At 44.7% G+C, this 24,216-nt stretch carries 25 protein-coding genes and 1 tRNA gene; 19 read left to right on the forward strand and 7 right to left on the reverse strand.

Annotation, left to right across the window (positions count from 1 at the left end):
• Positions 1-121: 121 nt before the first annotated feature.
• The 8 genes from KEJ24_07715 to KEJ24_07750 all read left to right on the forward strand — a co-directional run bounded on the left by KEJ24_07715 (position 122) and on the right by KEJ24_07750 (position 7,553).
• Positions 122-961 carry a hypothetical protein gene (locus KEJ24_07715; protein ID MBS7647706.1) on the forward strand — a complete coding sequence of 280 codons (840 nt, stop codon included), beginning with the start codon at positions 122-124 and terminating at the stop codon, positions 959-961.
• Position 962: 1 nt separating this feature from the next.
• A complete protein-coding gene (locus tag KEJ24_07720; protein ID MBS7647707.1) occupies positions 963-1,424 on the forward strand; it encodes a hypothetical protein in 462 nt (153 codons plus the stop codon).
• Positions 1,425-1,429: 5 nt separating this feature from the next.
• Entirely contained in the window at positions 1,430-3,028 is a 1,599-nt protein-coding gene (locus KEJ24_07725) for a type II/IV secretion system ATPase subunit (GenBank protein MBS7647708.1), read from the forward strand.
• 3 nt (positions 3,029-3,031) lie between these two features.
• On the forward strand, positions 3,032-4,540 hold the full coding sequence (locus KEJ24_07730; GenBank protein MBS7647709.1) for a type II secretion system F family protein: 1,509 nt from the start codon (positions 3,032-3,034) through the stop codon (positions 4,538-4,540).
• Between the two features lie 15 nt (positions 4,541-4,555).
• Complete coding sequence (locus KEJ24_07735) at positions 4,556-5,611, forward strand: hypothetical protein (GenBank protein MBS7647710.1); 1,056 nt, start codon at positions 4,556-4,558, stop codon at positions 5,609-5,611.
• The gene (locus tag KEJ24_07740) at positions 5,608-6,030 is read left to right on the forward strand and encodes a hypothetical protein (protein MBS7647711.1); all 423 of its coding nucleotides are present in this window, start codon (positions 5,608-5,610) and stop codon (positions 6,028-6,030) included. Before KEJ24_07735 ends, KEJ24_07740 begins: the two co-directional genes overlap by 4 nt.
• Complete coding sequence (locus KEJ24_07745) at positions 6,030-6,797, forward strand: hypothetical protein (protein ID MBS7647712.1); 768 nt, start codon at positions 6,030-6,032, stop codon at positions 6,795-6,797. The genes KEJ24_07740 and KEJ24_07745 overlap by 1 nt, the downstream gene beginning before the upstream one ends.
• Before the next feature lie 66 nt (positions 6,798-6,863).
• Positions 6,864-7,553 carry a DUF120 domain-containing protein gene (locus KEJ24_07750; protein MBS7647713.1) on the forward strand — a complete coding sequence of 230 codons (690 nt, stop codon included), beginning with the start codon at positions 6,864-6,866 and terminating at the stop codon, positions 7,551-7,553.
• 27 nt (positions 7,554-7,580) lie between these two features.
• Here the strand turns inward: KEJ24_07750 and KEJ24_07755 are convergent, their stop codons facing one another.
• The 3 genes from KEJ24_07755 to dph5 are packed head-to-tail and all read right to left on the reverse strand — an operon-like array spanning position 7,581 to position 9,120.
• On the reverse strand, positions 7,581-8,036 hold the full coding sequence (locus KEJ24_07755) for an FAD synthase (protein ID MBS7647714.1): 456 nt from the start codon (positions 8,034-8,036) through the stop codon (positions 7,581-7,583).
• Positions 8,033-8,320, reverse strand: a complete 288-nt coding sequence (locus KEJ24_07760; protein MBS7647715.1) for a DUF357 domain-containing protein — start codon at positions 8,318-8,320, stop codon at positions 8,033-8,035. Before KEJ24_07760 ends, KEJ24_07755 begins: the two co-directional genes overlap by 4 nt.
• Complete coding sequence (dph5, locus tag KEJ24_07765) at positions 8,317-9,120, reverse strand: diphthine synthase (protein ID MBS7647716.1); 804 nt, start codon at positions 9,118-9,120, stop codon at positions 8,317-8,319. The genes KEJ24_07760 and dph5 overlap by 4 nt, the downstream gene beginning before the upstream one ends.
• Before the next feature lie 97 nt (positions 9,121-9,217).
• Here dph5 and KEJ24_07770 point away from each other — a divergent pair.
• Together KEJ24_07770 and KEJ24_07775 are read left to right on the forward strand one after the other, a co-directional pair.
• Positions 9,218-9,295, forward strand: a tRNA-Lys gene (locus KEJ24_07770).
• 713 nt (positions 9,296-10,008) lie between these two features.
• Positions 10,009-11,139, forward strand: a complete 1,131-nt coding sequence (locus KEJ24_07775; protein ID MBS7647717.1) for a 3-phosphoglycerate dehydrogenase — start codon at positions 10,009-10,011, stop codon at positions 11,137-11,139.
• 48 nt (positions 11,140-11,187) lie between these two features.
• Here KEJ24_07775 and KEJ24_07780 read toward each other — a convergent pair whose 3' ends face one another.
• Positions 11,188-12,333 carry an alanine--glyoxylate aminotransferase family protein gene (locus KEJ24_07780; GenBank protein MBS7647718.1) on the reverse strand — a complete coding sequence of 382 codons (1,146 nt, stop codon included), beginning with the start codon at positions 12,331-12,333 and terminating at the stop codon, positions 11,188-11,190.
• A gap of 146 nt (positions 12,334-12,479) precedes the next feature.
• Here KEJ24_07780 and KEJ24_07785 point away from each other — a divergent pair, with 146 nt between their 5' ends.
• Positions 12,480-13,862, forward strand: a complete 1,383-nt coding sequence (locus KEJ24_07785) for a serine hydroxymethyltransferase (GenBank protein ID MBS7647719.1) — start codon at positions 12,480-12,482, stop codon at positions 13,860-13,862.
• Positions 13,863-13,966: 104 nt separating this feature from the next.
• Positions 13,967-15,121, forward strand: a complete 1,155-nt coding sequence (locus tag KEJ24_07790) for a hypothetical protein (GenBank protein ID MBS7647720.1) — start codon at positions 13,967-13,969, stop codon at positions 15,119-15,121.
• Positions 15,122-15,163: 42 nt separating this feature from the next.
• Here the strand turns inward: KEJ24_07790 and KEJ24_07795 are convergent, their stop codons facing one another.
• The 3 genes from KEJ24_07795 to KEJ24_07805 all read right to left on the reverse strand — a co-directional run bounded on the left by KEJ24_07795 (position 15,164) and on the right by KEJ24_07805 (position 17,528).
• Positions 15,164-15,784 carry a hypothetical protein gene (locus KEJ24_07795; protein ID MBS7647721.1) on the reverse strand — a complete coding sequence of 207 codons (621 nt, stop codon included), beginning with the start codon at positions 15,782-15,784 and terminating at the stop codon, positions 15,164-15,166.
• Positions 15,781-16,404 (reverse strand): hypothetical protein, encoded by a 624-nt coding sequence (locus KEJ24_07800; protein ID MBS7647722.1) that lies wholly within the window; start codon positions 16,402-16,404, stop codon positions 15,781-15,783. Before KEJ24_07800 ends, KEJ24_07795 begins: the two co-directional genes overlap by 4 nt.
• 194 nt (positions 16,405-16,598) lie before the next feature.
• A complete protein-coding gene (locus KEJ24_07805; protein ID MBS7647723.1) occupies positions 16,599-17,528 on the reverse strand; it encodes an ABC transporter ATP-binding protein in 930 nt (309 codons plus the stop codon).
• 183 nt (positions 17,529-17,711) lie between these two features.
• On the opposite strand from KEJ24_07805, the gene trpE reads away from it, so the two are divergent.
• The 7 genes from trpE to trpA are packed head-to-tail and all read left to right on the forward strand — an operon-like array spanning position 17,712 to position 24,213.
• Positions 17,712-19,118 (forward strand): anthranilate synthase component I, encoded by a 1,407-nt coding sequence (gene trpE, locus KEJ24_07810; protein ID MBS7647724.1) that lies wholly within the window; start codon positions 17,712-17,714, stop codon positions 19,116-19,118.
• Entirely contained in the window at positions 19,118-19,699 is a 582-nt protein-coding gene (locus tag KEJ24_07815) for an aminodeoxychorismate/anthranilate synthase component II (GenBank protein MBS7647725.1), read from the forward strand. Before trpE ends, KEJ24_07815 begins: the two co-directional genes overlap by 1 nt.
• Positions 19,700-19,706: 7 nt before the next feature.
• The gene (trpD, locus tag KEJ24_07820; protein MBS7647726.1) at positions 19,707-20,768 is read left to right on the forward strand and encodes an anthranilate phosphoribosyltransferase; all 1,062 of its coding nucleotides are present in this window, start codon (positions 19,707-19,709) and stop codon (positions 20,766-20,768) included.
• Entirely contained in the window at positions 20,749-21,549 is an 801-nt protein-coding gene (locus KEJ24_07825) for an indole-3-glycerol-phosphate synthase (GenBank protein ID MBS7647727.1), read from the forward strand. The genes trpD and KEJ24_07825 overlap by 20 nt, the downstream gene beginning before the upstream one ends.
• Positions 21,546-22,220, forward strand: a complete 675-nt coding sequence (locus tag KEJ24_07830; GenBank protein MBS7647728.1) for a phosphoribosylanthranilate isomerase — start codon at positions 21,546-21,548, stop codon at positions 22,218-22,220. The genes KEJ24_07825 and KEJ24_07830 overlap by 4 nt, the downstream gene beginning before the upstream one ends.
• A 12-nt stretch (positions 22,221-22,232) precedes the next feature.
• The gene (gene trpB / locus KEJ24_07835) at positions 22,233-23,408 is read left to right on the forward strand and encodes a tryptophan synthase subunit beta (GenBank protein ID MBS7647729.1); all 1,176 of its coding nucleotides are present in this window, start codon (positions 22,233-22,235) and stop codon (positions 23,406-23,408) included.
• Positions 23,395-24,213, forward strand: a complete 819-nt coding sequence (trpA, locus tag KEJ24_07840) for a tryptophan synthase subunit alpha (GenBank protein ID MBS7647730.1) — start codon at positions 23,395-23,397, stop codon at positions 24,211-24,213. Before trpB ends, trpA begins: the two co-directional genes overlap by 14 nt.
• Positions 24,214-24,216: the final 3 nt, after the last annotated feature.

Genomic DNA, 24,216 nt, shown 5'->3' on the forward strand with positions numbered 1-24,216 from the left:
TCACTATGGATTTTGAGTCTTTAGCTTATGTGTAGTTTTGTTCTACACACACCATCTTATCTTAACACGTCTGTCAAATGTTTATTATTGGCGGCGGTTTGCAAGAGAGGAGACTGTAAAAGTGTCCGTTAAAAGCCTAGGAAAGCTTGTACATTCAAGAAGGGGCTTGGCTATTCCAGTCACTTATCTACTATTATTTGCTTCGCTTATAGTCATAATATCGGCCACTTACGGGTTTGCCATAGCCCGCATAAGCGCGGAAGCCGCCCAGCTGAAGGTTTCAGTCGCCAAAAGAAATATGCAAGCTTTGGACGAGGCTATCCGTTTTGTGGCATGGTCTGCAGGCGTCTCCAAAACCGTTTACATGGAGGATTGTGGATGCTTTTTCCACTCGAGGCCTTTGGCTAAAAACCTAACAATAGCATTGACGGACAGCCAAGCCTTTTCGCATGTAGTGTTCAACGGTTCCGTTGGGAAAGTCTCGTATGCGCTTGAGGGCTTGGCCGAAAGCCAAGCAGGTCTATTCGTTAGGGGTGACAGCCGAACCATAGTGGGACAGGGCGCCTACACTGTCACCCAACTATTCTTTGACTTTGACGAGGAAGGCGAAAAAGCCCAGCAGCTTGCCCTATGCTATAGACCGATGGCAACAGTACTGGCGGTTGGCGCAAACGGTGAAGCAAAGCCGCTGAACATTATACGCGTTTACATCATAAGCTTGGGCTGTTCCAGAAACTTTTCGATTTATGGAAGCTTCCACCTGAAAGTTTCAGTGGTGAACGTTACTTCGGCCGTCATGCGTTTCGAGTTCAACAGTTCGGTTTCCTCTCTTGCCCTTGAAGCTTCTTCCTATAACGCCAAAACAACGGTTTGGCTGCCGGTGCAAAGTGGTGCGGAGGGCGCTGTTGTAAGCGTTGAAACCTACGTTTGCCACGTAAACGTGCAGGCGGTGAACCTATAGGATGCCAGCCATAACCCCGGGCTACCTCTACACCTTCTTCGCTTTGATCGCCGTGTCCAGCATTCTCTTAGCCTCGTTTATGGATTATGCTAACGCCATACGTTTTTCGTCTGAAGTTTGGAAGCTTAGGGACTTGATGGATCATGTGGCGGCTGAAGCCACAGAACTCTTGACCATGGCCCTAACCACAAACGTTTCGGCTGAAACATACATTCAAGCGCCAGCCGCTCTAGGCCGCCAACAGTACTGGCTTGCCCTCAGAAATGATTCAGTTAGGGCTTGGCTGGAAGGCGGCTTTGGAGACACTCCAACCGAAGGCGGTGTGCTTCGCGTCTTTTTGTCCTGCAAGGCGGAGGCTTCAGGCTGTTATGTCAGCGGTTATGGCGCCATCCATCTGACATGCTTTACAGGCGCCGCAGCTCCTAGAATCGTCATTTCAAGTTTAAGCCAAACTGGATGGTGAAATGTTTGAAGTTTAACCTTAAACTTTGGAAAGGCGGCGAGAAACAAGAAGCCAAAGACACGTTTTGGGAACAAGCTGAGCTAGCGGGTGTGCTTGAAACTCAAAGGTGGAGCGTCCCGGAGGGCTACGTGGAAGTTGAGTATTATCCGCTTAAGCCGCCCTTCTCCTATGCGGCTATAGTCCAAAAGGAGGAAACCTTGGAATACATGTATGTTCTCGACGAGCTTCCCTTGTCAAGGGAGGAACGTGAAGGCTACGCTCGGCTTAGAAATATTTTGGAGTTTGAGCTGCAAGCCCCGGAAGGCGAGGAAACACTTGCAGAATCTTTCAGGAGGCAGATACCCGCCATTCTCGTCAAACACAAGAAAGTGTTGATAGGTGTATCTCCAGTCGGAGTGCGCAAAATCCTCTATTATCTTGAAAGAGACATCACAGGCTACGGTAAAATAGACCCCTTAATGTATGACGATTATGTGGAGGATATCAGCTGCAGCGGTGTCGGCAAACCCGTTTACCTTTGGCATCGGAAATACGAGAACATTAAAACCAACATTGTTTTCCGGGACGAGCAGGAACTTGAAGACTTTGTCATGCGCATTGTCCACAAGTCCGGCAAGCATGTGAGCATAGCTTATCCAATAGTGGATGTTACGCTTCCGGAAAAACACCGTTTAGCCGTGTCCTTCGGCAGAGAAACCACACCCTACGGAACAGCCTTCACAATTCGCAAGTTCCGCAAAGACCCCTTCACCATCATAGACTTAATTGAAAATGAAACCATAAACGAGAGCATAGCAGCCTATCTCTGGCTCTTGATGGAGAACAAGATGTCCGTGATGATTATTGGAGCTACCGGCGCCGGAAAAACAACAGCCTTAAACGCAATTGCATGCCTTACAAAGCCAAGCTACAAAATCATATCCGTAGAAGAGGTTGCTGAAATCAACCTTCCTCATGAAAACTGGACATCCACAATTGCGCGGTCAGGCTTCGGGCCGGAGAGCGAGGGCGAAATAACTTTATATGACCTCATCAAGTCAGCGATGCGCCACCGCCCAGACCTCATAATTGTCGGCGAGGTTAGAGGCGAAGAAGCCTATGTGCTGTTTCAAGCGTTGGCCACTGGTCACGGTGGACTGTGTACTTTGCACGCTGAGGACGTAGATACAGCTATCAAACGGTTGACCCAGCCGCCTATGAATATTCCTACGTCTATAATTCCGCTGATGAATTGTGTCATAACAGTCAAACATGTTCGAACACCAGTTTTCCTGGAATCCGAAAGAAGACTTTCCAGCAGAAAGTTCGTTAGCATTACAGAAATCAAAGATTATAATAGCTATCAAGAAGTTTTCAGTTGGAACCCTTCCACAGACATGTTCTTGGAAAATCTGCAGGAAAGCCATCTTTTAAAGAAGATGGCTTCAAGTCTTGACATACCTGTGGAAAGACTTTTGGACGAATTGGAATATCGTAAGCGAGTTTTGGCTCACATGGTGGAACATGGCATCCGTGACTACCTAAGCGTTAACAAAGTCTTGAGCAAATACTACAATAATCCCGAGCTTTTCCAGAGGGAGTTCCTCGAAAAAGGCGGGTGGTGAAAAATGCAAGCGTCATTCAAGGGACCGAAGATTTTCGGAGGTTTGTTAAATCGCTTAATGGAGGAGAATACAAGCGAAATAAATCGGGAGCTACCCTTCGCAGCGCTGCTATTCACCATTTTGGCAGCAAGCGGAGTCACTCTCTATGAAAGTTGGAAGAAACTCCGCAGCATCGAGCATTTGCCAGTTTTTCAGAAAGAGGCGAAGGAGGTTGTCCGTCAAGTGGAGGTTTTGGGCTACGATCCGTTGACGGTTATGCAGAAAAGGGCGGAAAAAACCAAGTCAAAGGTTTACCGTGAATTCTTGCTGGGCTATGTTTCAGCAGTCAGAAGCGGAGGCAACGTCGTAAACTATCTTAGGAGCAAGCTTCGCTCCATTTTCGAGATCCAAAGCGCTGCCGCCCTTCGAAGCATCGAAAGGCTTGGAACTATTGTGGAGGCTTACGCCGTCATGCTTATTGTGACATTGTGCTCCTACATCCTCTTCATAGTCTTTTCATCTACATCTATATTTGACCCTATGAGGGCATCGGGTGCTCCAGGGATCTCCACGGAGGTTGTATGCCTCCTCATATTCCTATTAACGCCGTTGATCTCGGTGGTTTTCATGGTCTTTGCCCACATAGAGCGGAAAAGCAACCTTGTAGGTGTCAAAAAGCCATACCAAGTGGCGGTGGTAACTGCTATAGGCGCTGCAGTTTTCTTGGCGCTTGCTTTTACAATGCCTCAACTTAAATATTTGACTGCACCGCAAGTCGCGCCTCTCTTGGTGACGTCTTGTTTACTGGCGATTTCCGTTCCAGCAGCCGGATTTTACATAGATATTGCTAGAATAAACAATGCTGCTGAAAACGCTACACCCAGCTTTTTAAGAGACGTGACTGAAGCACGAAAAACTGGTCTTTCACCGGAGAAAAGCATAATACACGCCGCTGGACGCCCAGGCTACGGCAAATTTTCAGAAGTTTTGGCGCTCATCAAAAGCCAGATGGAGTGGGGTGTCCCATTAAGAAAAATTTTCGGAAATGTCAAGAGGAAGATTCAAACTTGGCCAGTTCTAGTAAACTTCCTAATTCTTGTTGAAACCATAAAGACTGGTGGAGGTTCCAGTCTAGCCCTTGAAATATTGACAGAGTATAGCGAAAAACAGAAAGATGTAGAAGTTAATAAGAAAGCTCTATTAAGGCCATATGTGATTTTAGCTTTCATCTGGAGCGTTTTAATCGCCCTAACAACCACTATGGTGGCTTTGACGGTTTACGCTTTGACTAGTCTTTCGCTTCCAGGGGCAACGCCCACACCATTCTTTGCTTTGCAGGAGCAGATGAACCTCTTTTCGCTTGGCATATTGCTACAGTGCTGGCTTTCAGGTTTTTTCGTGGGCAAAGTTAACGAGGGCACTTTTGCAGCTGGCTTTAAATATTCAGCTATGCTTGTCTTGACGGCTCATATTTCCCTCGCGCTTTCCCAAAGCTTGTTGGGAGGCATGCTTGGCTTAGCAATTCAACCATAGATGGTGTGAGAGGCTATGCCAGCCGTGTCGATTGATACATTTTTTGCATGTGCGCTCATGGTTTTGTTAGTGCTTTCAGCTATGACGGCCACAGCCAAAATTCTTCAACCTCTTATAAACACACAAGCCAAAATTGAAACCTCTCAAAGGTTCGGCGAAGTTGCCAAGCGCATACTGCTCTATACTGGAAAGCCAGCCAACTGGGGACTGGATGGGCAAATAGTTCCAGAAGAGTTTGGCTTAGCTGAAGCTGGAGCAAGCAGTCCATATGCCCTCGACATAGATAAAGTTTCGAGGTTGAACAGTGAAAATCTCTACTGTTTAAGTTATTCCCAAATATTCACGAGCCTAAAATCACCAGACATCTCTTTTAGGATTGAGATTAAACCTATTTTCAATGTGAAGCTAAACCTAACGGCAGTTATTCAAGATTCAGATAAGATGATTTACACATTTGAAGCGGCGACGGAAAAAGATGATGGCTTAGCTGTCTTTACGAATTTGAAGGTCTTTGTTTTGGCGGAAAGCCTCCTGCAGACCTACACGTTTCAAAATGCTTGTGGAAGAGCAAGCTTCAACGTCACAGTTCCAATAAGCCTTGAAAGCCCAGCGTTGCTTGTTGTTTTTGCAAAATCCACGTACAACAACCGTGTAGTCTCATATGGCGTTTATTCTATAGCTGGTCGAGGCGAACCACCATCAAAAGGCACTTTTTTGAAGCTTTCCCCAATAAATAACACGCTAACTGTAACGCCGACCAGCAGCGAGGCGATTTTAACAAGCGCCTACGCTATAACATTCAACGATGCATGGCGGTTGACACAAACCGGAAGCAACACCTTCAGCATTCCAGAATCCATCGATGAAAGCCCCACAGTGCTTATTGTTTTTGGCTTAAACGCTACACAAAATTTCGTAGAGTGGACTGCTTACCCGCAGATTCCAGTTCAGGTGGGTGTTGACTTCGTAAGCTTACTGAGCACCACAAACGTTTACGCCTTTGAGCACCTTGTTAGCATTGGCTATGGAATATACAAGTGCATAATCTTCATCGGGGGCCCAAAAACGTGAAAGGACGAAATCATGGGCAAATCAGGGTTATTGAGGCTTTTCTAGCCTTATTCATAATCTTTTCAGCCTTAACTATTTCAGTGAACTTAACAACCAAAAGCGTAAACTCCACGAACAACGGTTTGGCCTCCATTGGCATGCAGACGCTTTTGCAATTGGACTCTGACGGAAGCTTGGCTGCCTACATAACCGCCGGCAACTGGTCCGGGCTTAGGGAAGCCTTAAATCTGCTGCTGCCAGCAGGTGTATCCTTCAACTTAACCGTCTATGACAGCCAAATGAGACGAGTTAACACTGAAACAGTCTCTAACGGAGGCTTAAACAGCCAAGAAGTAACCCTTGTAAAATATGTTTGCACAAGTCAAAGCCCGGAGTTCCGTTACTATGTGGTTTACCTCTACTTAGCGGTGGCGAAGTAATGAAAACTGGCAAAGCATTTATGGCTAACAGTTCCGGGCAGCTTTTAATAGTCGCGTCTTTAGTTATTGCTATCTTGATAACATCTACATTCATCTACGTATACGAGTTGACAACAGAAATCCAAACAATGAAAAATTGTTCCACCCTCGAGTTGGCCTTGGCCTTAAATACTGGTTTAAGAAACGCCGTAGTGAGCGCCCTCGCTAATATAACGAACGGTGGACGAAAGAACGTTCTAGCGGAAAATCTTGCCTTGCTTGTAGACACCTATATGCAGTTGCATCCACAGCAACCATGCCAAATTGCCTACACGCTTCCAAGCGTTGCCGGATATGATGATGGTATAAAGCTTTCATGGGGTAGCTCTGGACTCGGTGTTTCAAGCGCATATGTTCTATACACGCTTAAAATTTTGGAACCAGCATCCAATCTGACCATACATAGCGCCTTAAACATAACAACCACCCTTGTGATTAACGGTTACTACACAATTGGCGAAAATGAAACAATTAAGACTGTGAGTTTGACATGCAAAGTTTTCAATGAGGATAAACCAGCTAAAGTCAAACAAGTAAATGTCTATTGGGGACAAGCTCCTGAAGTTTGGCTGCCCATTCGAAGCTTATCTATTGTGGATTGTGGCAATGGCACATATGTTATATCCTTCACCATAACAACAGCCTCAGAGGCTGTGTATGTTTCAGCTCAAATGGTTGATGCTCGCAACATTTTTGTTGCAGCGAATACCACGTGTAGCCAAGCTTAACAAGATTTCGTGTTCTTTAAATATAGAAGTATCCACCCTTAAATGAGTAAGCGAAGGGCTAAAGAAATGAGTGAAAAGCAAGACTGGCGCCATCTCTACACACTTTTGAAGCTGGCGGAGCTAGGCGCCCACCGTAGAACTGCCAAAATCTCCACGGAGTTTTTAGCTAGAAAACTGGGTGTTTCTCAGCAGTCAGCCTCCCGCCATCTAATTGAGCTTGAACTCAAAGGCTGGATAAAACGCACCATAACACCGGAGGGCTGTCTAGTGCAAATTGCAGAACCAGGCGCCAGCCAGCTTAAAAGGCTTTATGCAAACCTGCGCTTTTTGATGGAAACCGCCTACCCGCCTTCGGTGACGCTTGAAGGTGTGGTTTTTACAGGACTTGGCGAAGGCGCCTACTATGTGACAAGAGACCATTACAGGCGACAGTTCATGGAAAAGCTTGGCTTCGATCCATATCCGGGAACATTGAACCTAAAATTATCGTCGGATTATGATGTCAAAACCCGCTTGGAGTTGGAAGCTTATCCAGCCATTGAGGTTGAAGGCTTCAAAAGTGAGGATCGCACTTTTGGGCCGGTGAAATGTTACCCAGTCATTATAGAGAACAAAGTTAAGGGTGCCCTTGTGGCAGCTATGAGAAGCCACTACGACACTTCGGTGATAGAGTTAATAGCCCCAGTATGCTTGAGAAAACATCTTAACCTGAAAGATGGTCATAAAGTAAAAGTTGAAGTTTTGACTCTTCCATAAAAGTGAACATTCCAAGATTTTGAACAACTATTTTACCCTTTTATAGTCTTCAATAATTTTTTGCTTTATTTTCGAAGAGCTGTCCAGTTCACTTTCGCCGAATTTGCCGATACGCACAACTTTTATTCTTAGGCCTTTCTTTCGAATATAGTCCATTACGGCTTTCTCCATCCCGTCTTGATCATGGCCTACGGCTATGATGTCGGGTTTAATTTTTTCAATAACCTTGCCAATGTCGAATTCTTCATAACCTAAAATGGCTTCATTCACGACTTTCAAGGATTCCACAAGTGCCCGCCTCTGGTTTTCAGGCATGACTGGCTTGTAGCCCTTCCGCTTCTCAACAGTGCTATCCCTTGCCACAATAACAATTAACTCGGCGTTCTCTCCGCCAGCCTTCTTGGCTTCCTCCAAATATCTGACATGTCCAAGATGCAGTAGGTCAAATACTCCGGAAGCCAGAACCACCGTTCGCTTTTTCACGTGTTCCCTTCTTTTCTCGTTGGCCATTCGAACCTCACCGCCCCCAATATCCTTAAAGCATCCAGCAGGCCTTCGCAGTAAGCCACCGAGGCTAGACCTACGTCAAAACGCTTGCGGTTCCTATAATATTTGGCATCATGCAAATAGGCTTTTGCCAAATCAATAACCTCAAGAATAGCCTTTCTAGGCAAGCATAAAACATCATCTTTGACGGTTATTTGCAGCTCGCTTAAAACACGCTCGGCTGAAGCAATATACCTTGCAACAAGCTGTTCGAGACTCACTCCATAAGCCTCCTAACAGTTGCAGGCGCCTTGGCAAGCACTATGAGGGCTTCAGCCTCCATAAAGTGGAGTTTCCCGGGAAAAACGAGGCTGTAGGGTGGACCGCCAAAATCATAACCTAACAACTCTCTGATGGCGCCAGCCTTAACCGTTGGGTCCGGGCTTCCAGCCCTTGCGACACCCACGACAAGAGTCTCCTCACCTATGATGCCTAACCGCTTCTCAGTCTCAATTTTTAAAAGAGTTTCAAGGGCCTCCTGAATTGTGAGAAATCGGTTTCTCTCAACGTCAATATCCAGCAAGCATAATGTGTGAAGCCCTAAACCTATGTTTTGGGCTAAAACCATGTAAGGCGCTTCCGAAAAATTCTCCGGAAACGGTATAGTCACGCTCCTACCAAACTTATAGTTATGTAGGCCACATAAGCCCATGACAGCGGAAACGATGGAAGCGCCGTGAACAACCCGTGTTTTAATTCCACGTTTCTCGGCTTCGAGTCTGAGCGCTACATGCGTAGTTGCAACAAGCGGATCGCCGGGGACGAGCAAAACCGCTTTGCCCCTGCTGGCAGCATCCAAAACAACCCGCCCATCATCATCTTCAAGATGCCTCCGCGAAACAATCACAACCCGCCTGCCCAAAAGCCTCTCAAAACCTTCCAAGGAAAAGCCCGGCATAAAGCTCGTGTAAGCTTCTAGAAAAACAGCCAAGGCTGTTCTGGCCTCCTCCAGGCCCTGTAGGCTAATGCCCTTTTCGTCATGCAAACCCAAACCAACAAACACAAGCTCGCCCAAAACCATCCCTTCCCACACAAATCACCATAAAGCTTAAAACCCTTTCTAAAAGAAGCACACCGCACAACTTATTAATACCATTTAAATGCTCTAAATACGCAGAGGGCCCGTAGCTCAGTAAGGATAGAGCACCGGGCTTTTAACCCGGGGGTCCCGGGTTCAATTCCCGGCGGGCCCGCCAAATCTAAAAGGGTTAATCTCTTTTCTGTCACGTGCGTTTTGTTTCTTTTCATCCTCTATTGGATGTTACATTCCAGAGGGAAAAGTTTTTATTTATGAGGGGCTATCTTTGTGTTGGGCCGGTAGTGATGGCTCGCCAATCCAGCTAAAGTATGCTGCTCTTTTCTCGGTTTTCACAGTTTATCATATCAACGTTTTCGGTAGGTGTCTGCTATGTTTCTAGTGGTTTTAGATTTCGAAGGAGTGCTTGTAAAGGGCGAATACCTTCTGGAACTTGCTAAAATGGTTGGCAAATGTGACATTATAGAAGAGCTTACCAAGAACGGTGTTGAAGGGCGTTCAGATTGGAGAGAAACTTTACACCGGAGGATTGCATTGCTTAGGGGAATTGAATACGAAAAATGCCTAGAAGCTGCTAGAACTTTAAAGCTTTACCCGGGTGCATGTGAGTTTATTGACGCTTTGCGGAAGTTCGGAAATGTCAAAGTTGGAGTTGTAACGGGATGCTTTGACATAGTTGTGAATCCCGTTAAAGAAAAGCTTGGGCTTGATTTTGCCGTAACTAACAAACTGGTTTTCAATAACGGCAAACTCGCAGGGGTTGAATTAGTGGTGGACGCTAACAAGGACATACATGTGGAATGTCTGGCTAAGCGGTATGGTGTTAAACTGGAAAATGTAATCGCTATGGGGGATGGGGCTAATGACGCAAGTATGATAAGCAAGGCTGGGCTTGGGATAGCCTTTAATCCCGCACCAATTCTCACAAAATATGCCAAGGTGGTTTTAAACTCTGAGAGGCTTGACGAAGCTTTGCCCATAATTAAGGATTTCATTTCAAAAAGGCATGTAGAGGAAAACGTGAGTGAAAAAAGGCTAAAGCCGAGGGTTCTTATATGTGATCCAATCGATAAAGAGGGTGTAAAGCTATTCCAAATGTCCGGGTTTGAAGTTTTAAATAAGCCCGGGATCGCTTATGAAGAACTCAAAAAAGAGGTTGCCAATTGCGACGTGTTAATTGTTCGAAGCAGAACTAAGGTGACAAAAGAAATCATAGATGCTGGCAAAAATCTTAAAGTAGTAGCTCGAGCTGGAGCTGGTGTGGACAATATAGACGTTGAATATGCTGAGAAAAAAGGGATAAAAGTCATCTGTGCATCAGATGCTGTGGCTAACTCCGTGGCAGAGCTAACGATAGGTCTAATATTGTCCCTTGCTCGGCAAATACCCCGCGCAGACCGGGAAATGAAAAATGGAAAATGGATAAAAAATGAACTAGAAGGTTGGGAGCTACGCGGCAAAACCCTTGGCATAATAGGATTTGGACGTATAGGCCAGAGGGTTGCACAGCTTGCCAAAGCTTTTGGAATGAGAATTCTCGTATACGACTTGAACCAGCCATCTGAGAACAGCCTCAATGAGCTTGGCGCACAACTTGTGTCCTTAGAAAAACTTCTAAGCGATAGCGACGTTATAACGCTACATGTTCCGCTTACAAACCAAACATATCACATGATAGGCAAAGATGAAATGGAAAGAATGAAGGATGGCGTTTACATCGTAAACACTTCTAGAGGATTAGTTGTTGATGAAGAAGCCCTTTTTGAAGCCTTAAAGACTGGAAAAATAGCAGGGGCAGCGTTAGATGTCTATGAGAAGGAACCGCCTAACTCTTGTCTGGTTGTTAAACTGCAAAATGTGGTGTGCACACCGCATATAGGTGCCCAGACCGTGGAAGCTCAAAAAGATGCGTCAATCGACATTGCATCAAAAATAATTCAACTGTTCAAGCACACTCTTGAAGGTGTGTGTGAAAAACCATGTCAAGAATGCGTTAAACTCTGATTTCAAAAATGTAGCAGAGCATGTGCAGGTTCACCTTTAAATTTTTCATTAATTAAATACTTTGGCTGCGGCTTCGAGTCCAGCTTTAATGTTTAAATCATATCCGACATCTATTAGAGCGTTCCCAAGCGCACTTAACGTTGTAACCACTTCTGCCAGAGTTACTTTCCCCATATTTCCAATTCTGAAAATTTTACCCTTTAATTCGTCCATTCCGCTGCCGATAACCACTTTATATTTGTCTCGCATTATGCTACGTACCAATCTTTCGTCAACTTTCTCGGGGACGTTAACTGCTATAACAGTGTTTGAGCGAACTTCTCTGTCTTTTGGGAAAACGGACAGCCCATACGCTTCTATAGCGTTGTAAAATGCCTTTGCACATTTCCTATGCCTTTCAATGCTTCTCTCAAGCCCCTCCTCTCTCATCATTTTTAGCGCTTCATTTAAGGCGTAAAACAGTGGGATTGCGGGGGTAAACGGTGTTTCCTTTTTAGCAGCAAACTCCCTCATCAATGTTAAATCAAAGTAACTCGGTTTGTTCTTGGTTTTCTCTATTTTCTCCCAAGCCTTCTGACTTACGGAGATAATGGAAAGTCCTGGTGGACAAGCTAAGCATTTCTGACTACCCGTCACACAAACATCTATCTTCCATTTATCCACCGGAAGTTCATCTCCACCAAGCGCTGACACTGCATCCACTACCATGAGCACCTCATTTTCTTCCGCGATTTTTGCAATCTCGGGAAGTTCGCAGACCCTGACTCCTGTTGATGTTTCGTTGTATACTACAAAGATTGCCTTGGTATCCGACTCTTTTTCAATCAACTCTGTAATATGGCAAGCTTTTGGGGCAGCTCCCAACGGGAGGTTCAACTCTATAGGGATTCCACCTCTACACTTAATTATTTCAGCCAATCGTTTGCTGAAAGCTCCGAAAATTGGAACTATAACTTTCTCTCCATGATTAACTAGGTTGCTTACTGCACACTCAACGCCTCCTGTTCCAGACGCCGTCAACACAAAAACGTCGTTTTTCGTCTGAAACGTATACTTTAGGTTAGCTTCAATTTCAGAGTAAATCTTATGAAACTCCTCTCCTCTGTGATTTATCATTGGCTGGATCATTGCATGTGCGATGCGTTCTGGAACGTTCGTTGGCCCTGGAAGCATTATTAACCTTCTATCGATCATTTGTAATCCCAAGAGACCTTGTAAATAGGCTAATAAATTCTAAATAATTTTATATAAGCTTTCACTGCTGTAAAAGCTCAAATTATTTTAATATTCTCCGTCTAAGTAAATGTTTTTGCTCATTATATCGAAACAGTTATAGGGAAGTGTGCGTTTGCCATTTAAGCCTTGCAGACTTTGGGATGGGCGGCATGGACGAGTTTACAAGAATTTTCGTTGAGCTTGTTGAAGCTAGTTACGCTCATGAAAAATACCGTGATTTAGAGTGTATAAACCTAATCGCAAGCGAAGGTATAAAATCTCCGGCTGTTAAGGAGATGCTTAGGCTTTGCATGGATCTTGAGTCCAGATATTCTGAAGGAGAAAATGACCTTCAAGGACATGTTAAAGAAAGACACTATCAAGGGCAAAAATACATAACAATAATCGAAAATTGCACTACCGATTTAGTTAAGAACCTTTTTAACTGCAATTGGGCAGACATACGAGTGGTTTCTGGCACGCATGCAAATCTGGCAACGTTTAAAGGGCTCTCAAACGTGACCAAAAACAGGAAGATGGTTGTGGCCCCTCTAAGTTGCGGCGCCCACATCTCCCATGATTATACCGGCTTAGCAGGGCAAGTCCTAGGGCTTGAAATTATAAACCTTGCCTATGATATGGAAGAGTTAAACATAGATGTAGATAAGTCAATTGAAATAATTAGAGCTGCGCGTCCAGGCTTGGTTACGCTGGGTGCAAGTCTTTTCCTGTTCCCACATCCAGTAAAAGAACTTAAAAGTGTAGTAGAAGAGGTTGGAGCTTACTTAGTGTACGATGGGGCTCATGTTTTGGGGCTCATAGCTGGTGGGGCCTTCCAAGACCCCTTAAGGGAAGGAGCTGACTTTATGACTGCCTCTACTCACAAAACTTTTCCCGGGCCTCAAGGGGGTTTGATACTAGCGAATCCGTCGGACAGCCGTATGGAAAAAGCCATAAAGGGGGTTCAACATGCAGTTTTCCCACTTAGCACTTCTAATGTGCACTTGGCAAGATTGCCCGCCGTTGGTGTGGCAGCCCTAGAGTTAAAGCTATTTGGTGCGGAGTTGGCGAAGCAAACGGTTAAAAACGCGCAAATCGCAGGACAATACTTGTACGAGCATGGAATCAAGGTGCTTGGTGAGAAAAAGGGTTTCACTCAGTCACATCAGCTGGCTATAGACGTCCGTGAGTATGGAGGCGGGAAGAAAGTTGCTGAGAAACTAGAGGAGGCCAACATAATAGTCAACAAAAACCTTCTGCCATATGACAACCAGAATAACCGTGAAAATCCTTCCGGTGTTCGACTAGGTTTCCAAGATGTGACTAGAAGAGGCTTCAGAGAAGGTGACATCAAATATCTCTGCGACGTAATGCTGAGAATAATAAAAGGGAAATGCAAACCCAGCGAAGCCCGTGAAGAAGTGATGGCTTTAAAGAAGCGGTTCAACAAAGTTGAATATGGCTTCAATAGCGTCGAAGAAGCAATAAACCATCTGAGAAAGTTATAGCTTTTAAACACGTGCATAACACTAATGTACTGAAAAACTGCGCAAGTCAGATTGCTAAACTCTTTTATGGAACGTTTTTCTTGTTTGTGTTGGTTTGAAGTTTAATGGCAAGCCTTGACGAGCTTGTTGATGCAATAGTTTCGAGACATCCTGAAGTTTCGCGAGAAGCTATATTAAAAAGGCTTAGCGAAGAGCGTGAAAGGTCTGGCGGCCTTATTTCTGAAGATGTTTTGTTACGTATAGTTGCCGCCGAGTTTGGTGTTAAACTTTCTAGTGGTGTTGTTTCTGTCCCTTCTATACCTATAAGCGGTCTCGTTCCGGGCTTAAACGATGTTTCAATTGCCGGAAGAGTTATCGCCGTCTATCCATCTAAAACAGCTAACTCCAAGTTTGCAAGTGTACTGGTCGCCGATAAAAGTGGCGTGATACGTGTCGTCTTATGGAACGACAAAGCGGATCTTGTGAATTTCGGAAAGGTAAAGACTGAACAAGTTGTAAAGTTTTCCCATGGATACACCAGAGAGGGCCGTTTTGGACGCGTGGAGCTTCATGTAGGCCAGAAAAGCACAGTGGAGATTCATGAAAATTCGGAGGGGGAAAGCTATCCCACGATCCTGGAGCTTTCAACGAAAATTGGGGCAATCACCAGCATCCTTAGGAACAGGAGGATAAACCTCGTTGGAAGAGTTAGGAGGATCCTACACGATTCTGCTTTCCAGAGGGAGAATTCAACATCTGGGAGGGTTATGCGCTTTGTTTTGGCTGATGAAACCGGTGAAATATCAGTGGTGGTTTGGAATGAGAAAGTCAAAGAGATCAAAGAGCTTCTGAAAGAGGGAGCTATGTTACAGGTTGTAAACGCCAAAGTTAAACAGGCTTTGGATGGAAAAATGGAGGTTCACGCTGACCGCGAAACATACATTGACCTATTAACGTTTTCTTCTAGAAAAGAGTTTTGTAAAATTGCTGAACTGAAAGAAGGAATGAAAAATGTTAACGTCCAAGGCGTGGTGTCGACAAAACCGCTAATAAGAGAGGTGAGAACAGCAAAAGGTGAAAACGTGAAACTGGCAGTTTTCGAATTAAAGGATGAAACAGGAAGCGTATGGGTTTCAGTGTGGCGCAAAAATGTGGAAAAAACTATAAACCTAAAACCAGGCGAAAAGATAGTCATAAAAAAAGCTGATGTCAAGAAGGGATTTGCAGACCAACTTGAAATCGCAACGAGGAGCACGACAACAATAGAAACGCTTCCCTAAGATGCCAAGCTTTTGTTGGACGCCGTTGGTGTTTTTAGCCTTTTAGTTTGCAAAGTTATGCTTTTTCCTTTCTTTGAAAGATCTTGCAATCCATGGTACGGTTAGAATAGCCCCAATAGGTGTGATTATTTCGCTTACGGTTTGCAGTTTAGCCTTAGGAGCCACGTTTAGAAATTCAGAGCCTTCATAGTTCACTTGGACACGAACCACGTTTGGATTACATAAAATTAGGGTGACATTTGCTATTTTTGTCGGCATATACTCTAGCATAGTTTCTCTATTATTAACTACCTCCTTTTCTATAGCAATTGTTTGCGGGTTTGCCTCCAGAAACTCCGTTAAAAGTGTTTGATTAAAAATTTGGAGGGGGTCTGTTCCGGGAATTTGCGGGTGTATCTTGTTTATCCAATCATAAATTGTTTGAAAGCTTACTTCAAGCAGATAAGCCCTAATTGTGTTGTTTGCTTTGATTTTGATGTTTAAACTGTTTTGTGGTGTCAAAACACTTTGGTAATATGTTCTCCATGTTTTTGCTTGAAGGTCTCCGCTGCCGCTAAAACTTCTTACAGTTGCTTGAGGAATTAACGATACCAGGAACAGGGCAAGCCCTATGGCTATTATGGTTGTTCCACATCTGCCGAGCAGAATCATCCATCTTTTCATGTACTAAACCTCCTACAGAAGTAGATGTATGCCATGGTGAACACGAAAGCGGTGATTGCGTAGCTGGCTCCAATGTAAAGGGCAACTTCCAAAAACGTCGGAGCCCAAACTTCCTCCATGCCGGGGAAAAACTGCATTTGGTAGAATCGGCTTAAAACGGTACTTGGATAAAAGAGTGCTATTACTTTCAGAGATGTTGGAGACCTTGTTGCGAAAGCCATAAACATCGCCATGCTCGAAGCTATGGAAAGCGCAAAGTATAGAATTATGCCGAAAACCAGCGACAAGCCACCCCTCCTAATGATTAAGGTTGCCAACAAGATTATGCCCGAAATTAAAAGCACCGGGCTGAGGTTTGCAGCGTAGGTGAGCAGAACTGTGTTGAGAAAGCCTGCAACAACGTCGGGAGCCAGCAAATACAAGGCTGGAATCTGAATACCAAACAATAATAGAAGCGCTAGACCAACAGCCGAGAGAAGCTTAGCTGAAAGAATCTGATGTCTCTTTAAGGGATAAGAGAGGTATGTTTGGACTACTCCCTTTTCTATGTCGCTTCCAAAGCCATACGCAAGATTCTTGAAGACAAGAATTAAAAAGATGAATAGAGGCGTTCCCAGCACTGAGGAAGTTAGACTGTAAGCAACAGCTTCACTGGAGGCTCCTGTTGTTGATAAAGCTCCCGCGAAACTTGCGAGTGCAAAAGTGCCTAAGGCGTATAGGAAAACAAATATTTCAAGTATTGGAAACCTATAGTCTTCGCTTATGGCTGAGGCTAAAACTTCCAGAAAAGGTTTGCCTTTTCCCTTCTGCGTAGTTAGGCAACCTCCAATTTATTGGCACCTACAGCAAGTCGATAAAGTTCTTCCAAGGATGCGCTTCCAGTTTCGACGCCATGTATTTTTGCTTTAACTTTTCTAGCCAGCTTGGAAATGTCTCCATAAAATTCTTCATCTTTTCCTTTTGCAACCTTAACAGAGACTCCTCGAGCATCAAACTCCAGTCGTTCTACGTAGGATAGTTTTTTAATTTCTTCAGCCAACTCAGCAGGCTTGTCTGTTGAAATTCGCACTCTTCCAGCCCCATATTTCTCATAGAGTTCGGTTAGTTTTCCAAAAGCCCAAACCTTTCCGCGGTTAATTATAGCTACTGAGTCACAGACTCTGCTTAACTCTGGAAGAATATGTGATGACAAAAGAAACGTAACCTTCTCGTCTTTGTTAAGTCGCAAAACTAAGTCTAAGAGGGAGCTTCTGGCTTGGGGGTCAAGGTTGGCGGTCATCTCGTCTGCAATAACTAAACGCGGATAATTGATTAGTGCGTGAGCAATAGCGAATTTTTGGAGCATGCCGGCTGAAAGCGCTTTAATAGTGCGGTCGCGAGCCTCCAGCAAATCTACCAGCTTTAAAACTTCCAATGCGCGAGACTCCGAGACTCCGAAAATTCTACAAGTCCTTCTCAGATAATCTGCTGTTCTTTGATGGGATGGAAAATAGGCTTTTTCGTGAACAACCCCTATTAAAGTACGAATTTTAGGATTATCCCAGGGGTTCTCACCGAAAACCTCAACCCTACCACTATCAGGCTTCAGCAAACCCAAAATCATTTTGATAGTCGTAGTTTTTCCAGCACCATTAGGGCCTATCAAACCGGTAACAGAACCTTCATCCAGTGTTAAGCTCAATCCTTCAACAGCCCTCACTTTACCGTAACTTTTGACCAGATTTTCAGCTACAACCAAAGGCATAGTCGCACAATCACCCTATCAAAGGATATTCAGATTTTATGTAATGCTTTAAAAATAAAGTTTACCAACGTCGAGATTAATACTCAAGCGACGCAATCTAGTCCACATGTACATTTATGTTCATAAAAGTTTAAATATGTTCATTCATCATCAAACAGTCACGGGATGGGCGAGCAATGAGGAATCACGTTTGGTTTGCTAACAACTAAAAAGCTGGGCGCTAATCTTGTCAAGCTTAACTGGAGGCTTTCAGCTCTTGAGATTTTCAGCAAATTAGCGGAACAATGTGAATATGCATACATTCTGGAATCCGTTGAAGGTCCGGAAAGGCTAGCTGAATACTCGTTTGTAGGGTTTGAACCGCGTCTCACGGTTAGCGTCAAAAATGGACTTGTTGAGGTTTACGACGGGGCGAACGATTGCAAAACGAGATACGATGTAGCTGATCCGCTTCCATTAATCAAAAACCTTGTCGGAAAATGTAACAGTGCAAACACTAATGGGTTAAGGTTTATTGGAGGAGCTGTAGGCTACTTTTCCTACGACGCAATAAGATATTGGGAGCGTTTACCTAACAAGGCTGTCGATGACTTACATTTTCCAGATGTAGACTTAGCCATATACGACGACGGTTTCCTGTTTGACCATAAGCTAGGCGAAGTCTACTACTATCATTACGGTAACAGTAGGATACATGAAATCGAAGATTCTGTTAAAAAAGAGCCTTGCATTGAACAATTCAGCTATTCAAGTCCCAAAACAAATATTGAAAAGGAAAAATTCGAGGAGCTCTTAGCCATATCTAAGGAGTACATTGCATCAGGTGATATATTCCAAGTTGTGTTGTCCCGACGTTTCGAGTTCAATTTTCATGGAAGCCTTATTCCATTCTATACGGCGCTCAGAAGAATAAACCCGTCACCATACATGTATTTCCTCAAAATGGGCAGCCGCCAAATAGTTGGTTCAAGTCCTGAAATGCTTGTGCGAGTTGAAAATGGAAGCGTTGAAACGTTTCCCATCGCTGGAACAAGGCCCCGCAAACTGGAGGATCCAAACAAAGACGAGGCTCTTGCGAGAGAGCTTAAAAGCGATCCGAAAGAGTGCGCAGAACACGTTATGCTTGTAGATCTTGCCAGAAACGATATTGGAAAAGTATGCGAGTATGGGTCGGTGCATGTTCCTGAGTTTATGGAGATCTACAAGTATAGTCATGTCCAGCATATGGTTTCAAGGGTTGTAGGCAGACTCAGGAGAGGCTTGGACTGCTATGACGCTTTAAGAGCTGTTTTCCCAGCTGGAACCGTTACTGGAGCCCCTAAAGTCAGAGCCATGGAGATAATCGAGGAACTTGAGCCTGTAAGAAGGGGACCTTACGCCGGGGCTGTTGGCTACTTCTCACGTAATGGCAATGCGGACTTCGCCATAACCATAAGAACGCTTGTTGCATGTGAAAACCGTGCCTACATACAAGTTGGTGCGGGAATAGTTGCCGACTCAATTCCTGAAAGAGAATGGTCTGAAACTGAACATAAAGCTCAAGCCCTTCTTAAAGCCCTTAAAATAGCCTCTATGGAAGTGAGGTTATAATGAAGGTTCTAATCATAGATAATTATGATTCTTTTGTTTACAATCTCGCCCAGTACATCGGTGAATTAGGAGCCAAACCAATAGTTTACAGAAACGATCAGATCACGCTTATAAGGGCGGTCAAGCTTAAACCTGACCGAGTTATGATTTCACCTGGCCCTGGAACGCCAGAGGAACCAAAGTTCTTCGGAATTTGCTCCCAGATAATAAAGCACATGGGTCCAAAGGTTCCAACATTAGGCGTTTGCCTCGGCCATCAGGGTATTGTCTATTCTTTTGGCGGTAAAATAGTAAGGGCTAGCAGAGTAATGCACGGCAAGACAAGCCCCATAAAGCACGATGGAAAAGGCATCTTTAAAGGCGTAAAAAACCCTATTCAAGCGACGCGTTACCATTCGCTTGTAGCTGATAAAGGCAACCTACCTGAATGTTTGTCAGTTACTGCGGTTTCGCTAGACGACGGGGAGATTATGGGTGTCCGTCATGAGCATTACCCTATTGAAGGCGTACAATTCCATCCAGAGTCAATAATAACCGAGCATGGTAAAGCAATGCTTAAAAACTTTCTCGACGGATGGTGAACCTCTCATGTTACGTGAGGTTATTGAAAAACTAGTAAACGGCAAGAGCCTGTCTTACCAAGAGGCTTACATGTCCATGACGGAAATAATGTCAGGAAAAGCCACACAAGCGCAAGTTGCAGCCTTCTTAACAGCCTTAAGAATGAAGGGTGAAACGATAGAGGAGATGGTAGCCTTTGCCTCCGCTATGAGAAGCTTTTGCTACGGAATAAAGCCCAGCGTAAACGGCCGTCTAGTAGATACTTGCGGAACGGGAGGAGATAGAATAAAAACTTTTAACATAAGCACGGCAGCCGCTTTTGTGGTGGCCGGGGCGGATGTACCAGTGGCCAAGCATGGAAACAGGTCGGTTACAAGCCGGAGTGGAAGCGCAGACGTGCTGGAATTTTTAGGTCTAAATCTTAGCGTGCCGCCTGAAACCGTGGAGGCTTCTATAAAACATGTTGGGATAGGCTTCATGTTTGCTCCGGCTTTTCATCCAGCCATGAAGAATGTTGCCACTACAAGAAAAGAGATTGGCATAAGAACAATCTTCAACGTGCTTGGACCCCTTGCCAACCCTGCAAACGCGAACGCACAATTGGTTGGCGTTTACGATATTTATCTTGTAGAGAAAGTCGCCAAAGTTCTAAAGGAGTTAGGCCTTGAAGAGGCTATGGTGGTTCATGGGCTTGACGGGTTAGATGAGATCTCTACCGTTGGAAAAACAGCTATAGCTTGGCTTAGAGACGGTGATGTTGAAACTCTAGAGGTTACGCCTGAAATGCTGGGCGTGAAAAAGGCCAACATTGAAAAGATAGCCAGTTCTAGTCCCTCACAAAGTGCTGAAACAATTTTCAGAGTTCTATATAATTGTCTAGGCCCGGGAGACTCTGAATGGGACATTGTAGCGGTGAATGCTGCTGCTGGAATCATCGTAGGTGGAAAAGCTGACGAATTTGCGTATGGGTTAGAGTTGGCTCGAGAAGCCATTGAAAGTGGAGCAGCCTACAAAAAACTCAGGGAACTCGTAAAGTTTTATGGGGGCAGCATGGAAAAGCTGGAGGAGCTTGAAGCTAAATATGGTTGACTTCCTTAAAACTCTCATAAGAGATGCACTTGAAACTGTGCGTAGCGGATACTACAGACACGCCTTAAACGAGTCTTACGCATCTAGCCCTAAGACAAGCCTAAAAAAAGCTATAATGGAATGCCATCATGCACCTGTAATTGCTGAGATCAAACCTGAATCTCCATCCCGTGGAAAGCTGAGGCAAGTAGTTAACTCTGCTGAGATGGCAAGGTTAATCGAAGCTGGAGGAGCTGTTGGAATCTCTGTTCTAACAGAGCCAAAACACTTCAATGGCTCTTTGAAACGATTAGCTGAAGTGAAGGAAAACACGCGGCTTCCTATTCTCATGAAGGATATTGTTGTCGATCCGGTTCAAGTTGAAGCTGCTTTGAGGCTTGGCGCCGACGCTATCTTGCTTATTTACGCAGTGTTTAAAGATAACATGATTAAGTACTCGCTTGAGGAAGTTATCGATCTAGCTCACTCCTTGAACTTGGAGGTTCTTCTTGAAACCCATACACGTGGGGAATTTCGATCGGCGCTCAAAACGGAAGCAGATCTCATAGGAATAAACAATAGGAACATTAGAACATTGAAGGTTGACCTAAACACAACGAAGAGGATTTTGGACAAAGTAGACCCTAATGGAAGGATAGTTGTAAGCGAAAGCGGCGTAGAGAAAGCCGAAGACATACGTTTTCTGTGGAAATGCGGCGCAAGAGCTTTTCTAGTAGGCTCAGCAGTCATGCTTGCAGAGGATATTCAAGGAAAAATTAGGGAGCTTGTGAATGCTATATGAGTACTGTAAAAGTGAAAATCTGTGGCATAACCCGTGAAGAGGACTTGGAAGCCGCTTGCCGCTTCGGCGCAGACATGGTTGGCTTCGTTGTTGAAGTTCCATCATCACCGAGAAATTTAAGCATCGAGAGAGCCGAATATCTGTTCCGACTTGTACCCCACAATGTTAAAAGCGTGCTGGTAACGGTGCCATCCAGCCTAGACCAGCTTTTAGAAACTTACAAGCGAGTGAAACCGGACATAATACAGCTTCATGGCGATGGTGTCAAAGACTATGATCTTCTACGCGAAAAGCTTCCCAAGGTTTTCCTTGTTAAGGCTTTAGCGATAGGATATGATGCAGTAACAAAAGCAGTGGATCTAATGCCATTTTTTGATGGTTTCCATGCTGACACTCACAGTGCAGGGAAGCATGGTGGAACTGGAATTGTTCACGATTGGAATTTGAGTCGACGGTTAAAGGAGGTTGTTCATCCAAAGCCTGTTATATTGGCTGGGGGGCTTAATCCATGGAATGTAAGAGACGCCATCAGAACTGTCAAGCCATACGCTGTGGATGTCTCTTCGGGCGTTGAATCAAAGCCGGGAATTAAGGATCATTTGCTTATGGAGGCATTTATAAGAAACGCCAAGAACGAGTCTTTCAAAACTGTTAGACGTAAAGCTGTTTAGTGAGTGATGCTCATGGCCAAAGGCAGGTTTGGCAGATACGGCGGAATGTATGTAAGCGAAGTTCTTATGCATGCATTGTTAGAGCTTGAAGAGGCCTTTGAGCGTATATATCCAACAGAAGAGTTTCAAAGGGATTTTCATGGATTACTAAGGGATTATGGGGGGCGCCCTACACCGCTTTACTACGCAAGAAACTTCAGCAAGCATGTTGGGTTTAAGGTTTACCTTAAACGTGAAGACTTGCTGTGCGGGGGGTCCCATAAGCTTAACAACGCGCTTGGACAAGCGTTGCTAGCAAAAAGGATGGGGAAGAAACGCCTTATCACGGAGACGGCGGCAGGACAGCATGGATTGGCTACTGCTATGGCTGGCAATATATGCGGCCTCAAGACTGAAATATTTATGGGCGCGAAAGACATTGAACGTCAAGCTTCAAACGTTAAGAAAATGAAGCTTCTAGGCGCAACGGTCAAGCCTGTAAAAACCGGGGCTGGAGTGCTTAAGGATGCTGTTTCGGAGACGCTGCGCGAGTGGGCTGCATGCTCAAGGACAACACATTATCTTATAGGCTCAACTGTTGGGCCGCATCCCTTTCCAACAATAGTTGCAACTTTCCAGAGCGTGATAGGCCAAGAATTAAAAAAGCAGATACTCGAAAAGGAGGGTAGGCTTCCAGACGCCATCGTTGCTTGCGGAAGCGGTGGAAGCAACGCCCTCGGAGCCTTCAAGCCATTCATAGACCACACTGGCGTGAGGTTATACTTTGTTGAGGGAGGAGGCGAACGTTTGGGGGCTGAAAACAGCGCAGCAGCGCTCCAGCTTGGCACTCCAGGTGTATTACATGGATGCCTCTCAATCATCATGCAGGATCGTTGGGGCCAAATAAGGCCCTCCAAAACAAGAGCTGCAGGGCTAAACTATCCGGGCAGAGGCCCAGAGATAGCCCACTTATGTGAAATAGGCCGAGTGAAACCTTGTTACGCCTTAGATCGTGAAGTGTTTGAAGCAGTACGCATAATGTGTCGAACAGAGGGGTTAATTCCTGCGCTTGAAACGGCACATGCTATAGCATATGTACTAAATCATCCTGAAGAATTTAACCGAGATGATGTTGTTGTTATAAACTTTTCCGGAAGAGGCGACAAAGATATAGAAACTATTTTGAGGTTTTTCTATGGATCTTCTTGAAGCGAAATTCCAAGAACTTAAGAAGCACGGCGAAGGCGTGCACATGGCGCATGTCTACTATGGAGATCCATGCGAAGAATTTTCAATAAGGCTGGTTGAGACGCTGGTTGAGAATGGCTCCGACATTATAGAGTTTGGCATACCCTTCTCTGACCCCATAGCTGACGGCCCGATTTTCCAAGCGGCATGTGAAAGAGCGTTAAACACTGGTGTGACGCCACTCAAATGCATAAAGGCCATAAAACGGCTTAGAAAGAGCGGCATAGACACTCCGATAATTGTAACTACATATTTCAACATCCCTTATGTCATGGGATTCAACAAATTCCTAGATAAAATCAAAAATGCTGGAGCCCAAGGCTTGTTAATTCCGGATCTCCCAATCGAAGAAGCGAACCCATACCTAGAGCTGGCAGCTAAACAAGACTTACCCCTAATTCTTCAAGTAGCACCCACAACATCGAAGGAAAGGCTTAAAAAGATAACAGAGGCCGCAAGAGGATTCATATACCTAATAAGCTTGGAAGGTGTCACGGGCTCAAGACTAAAAGATACAGCCATAACACGTAAACTCATCAGAAACGTGAAGACTCACGCCTATGTTCCAGTCATGGTTGGATTTGGCATTTCAAAACGAGAACACGTAGAGACAATGATCACTATGGGTGCAGATGGTGTTGTAGTGGGAAGCGCCTACGCAAAACTGTACGCCGAGAGGTTGCAAAATCCCTTTGAGGCGCTGCCAAAAATAGCTGAGCTTGCAAGGGAAATAAAACAGGGATGTACAACTTATAATAGAAAGTGAACG

The organism is Candidatus Bathyarchaeota archaeon, assembly GCA_018396705.1.
In the GTDB taxonomy this organism is placed as follows: Archaea; Thermoproteota; Bathyarchaeia; order Bathyarchaeales; family Bathycorpusculaceae; genus DRVP01.

Excerpts from the sequence above, each read along its gene's own strand:
- KEJ24_07720 (MBS7647707.1), top strand. The coding sequence starts at position 963 with ATGCCAGCCATAACCCCGGGCTACCTCTACACCTTCTTCGCTTTGATC.
- KEJ24_07730 (MBS7647709.1), top strand. The coding sequence starts at position 3,032 with ATGCAAGCGTCATTCAAGGGACCGAAGATTTTCGGAGGTTTGTTAAAT.
- KEJ24_07735 (MBS7647710.1), top strand. The coding sequence starts at position 4,556 with ATGCCAGCCGTGTCGATTGATACATTTTTTGCATGTGCGCTCATGGTT.
- KEJ24_07745 (MBS7647712.1), top strand. The coding sequence starts at position 6,030 with ATGAAAACTGGCAAAGCATTTATGGCTAACAGTTCCGGGCAGCTTTTA.
- KEJ24_07750 (MBS7647713.1), top strand. The coding sequence starts at position 6,864 with ATGAGTGAAAAGCAAGACTGGCGCCATCTCTACACACTTTTGAAGCTG.
- dph5 (MBS7647716.1), bottom strand. The coding sequence starts at position 9,120 with ATGGTTTTGGGCGAGCTTGTGTTTGTTGGTTTGGGTTTGCATGACGAA.
- KEJ24_07775 (MBS7647717.1), top strand. The coding sequence starts at position 10,009 with ATGATAAGCAAGGCTGGGCTTGGGATAGCCTTTAATCCCGCACCAATT.
- KEJ24_07780 (MBS7647718.1), bottom strand. The coding sequence starts at position 12,333 with ATGATCGATAGAAGGTTAATAATGCTTCCAGGGCCAACGAACGTTCCA.
- KEJ24_07790 (MBS7647720.1), top strand. The coding sequence starts at position 13,967 with ATGGCAAGCCTTGACGAGCTTGTTGATGCAATAGTTTCGAGACATCCT.
- KEJ24_07795 (MBS7647721.1), bottom strand. The coding sequence starts at position 15,784 with ATGAAAAGATGGATGATTCTGCTCGGCAGATGTGGAACAACCATAATA.
- KEJ24_07805 (MBS7647723.1), bottom strand. The coding sequence starts at position 17,528 with ATGCCTTTGGTTGTAGCTGAAAATCTGGTCAAAAGTTACGGTAAAGTG.
- KEJ24_07815 (MBS7647725.1), top strand. The coding sequence starts at position 19,118 with ATGAAGGTTCTAATCATAGATAATTATGATTCTTTTGTTTACAATCTC.
- trpD (MBS7647726.1), top strand. The coding sequence starts at position 19,707 with ATGTTACGTGAGGTTATTGAAAAACTAGTAAACGGCAAGAGCCTGTCT.
- KEJ24_07830 (MBS7647728.1), top strand. The coding sequence starts at position 21,546 with ATGAGTACTGTAAAAGTGAAAATCTGTGGCATAACCCGTGAAGAGGAC.
- trpB (MBS7647729.1), top strand. The coding sequence starts at position 22,233 with ATGGCCAAAGGCAGGTTTGGCAGATACGGCGGAATGTATGTAAGCGAA.
- trpA (MBS7647730.1), top strand. The coding sequence starts at position 23,395 with ATGGATCTTCTTGAAGCGAAATTCCAAGAACTTAAGAAGCACGGCGAA.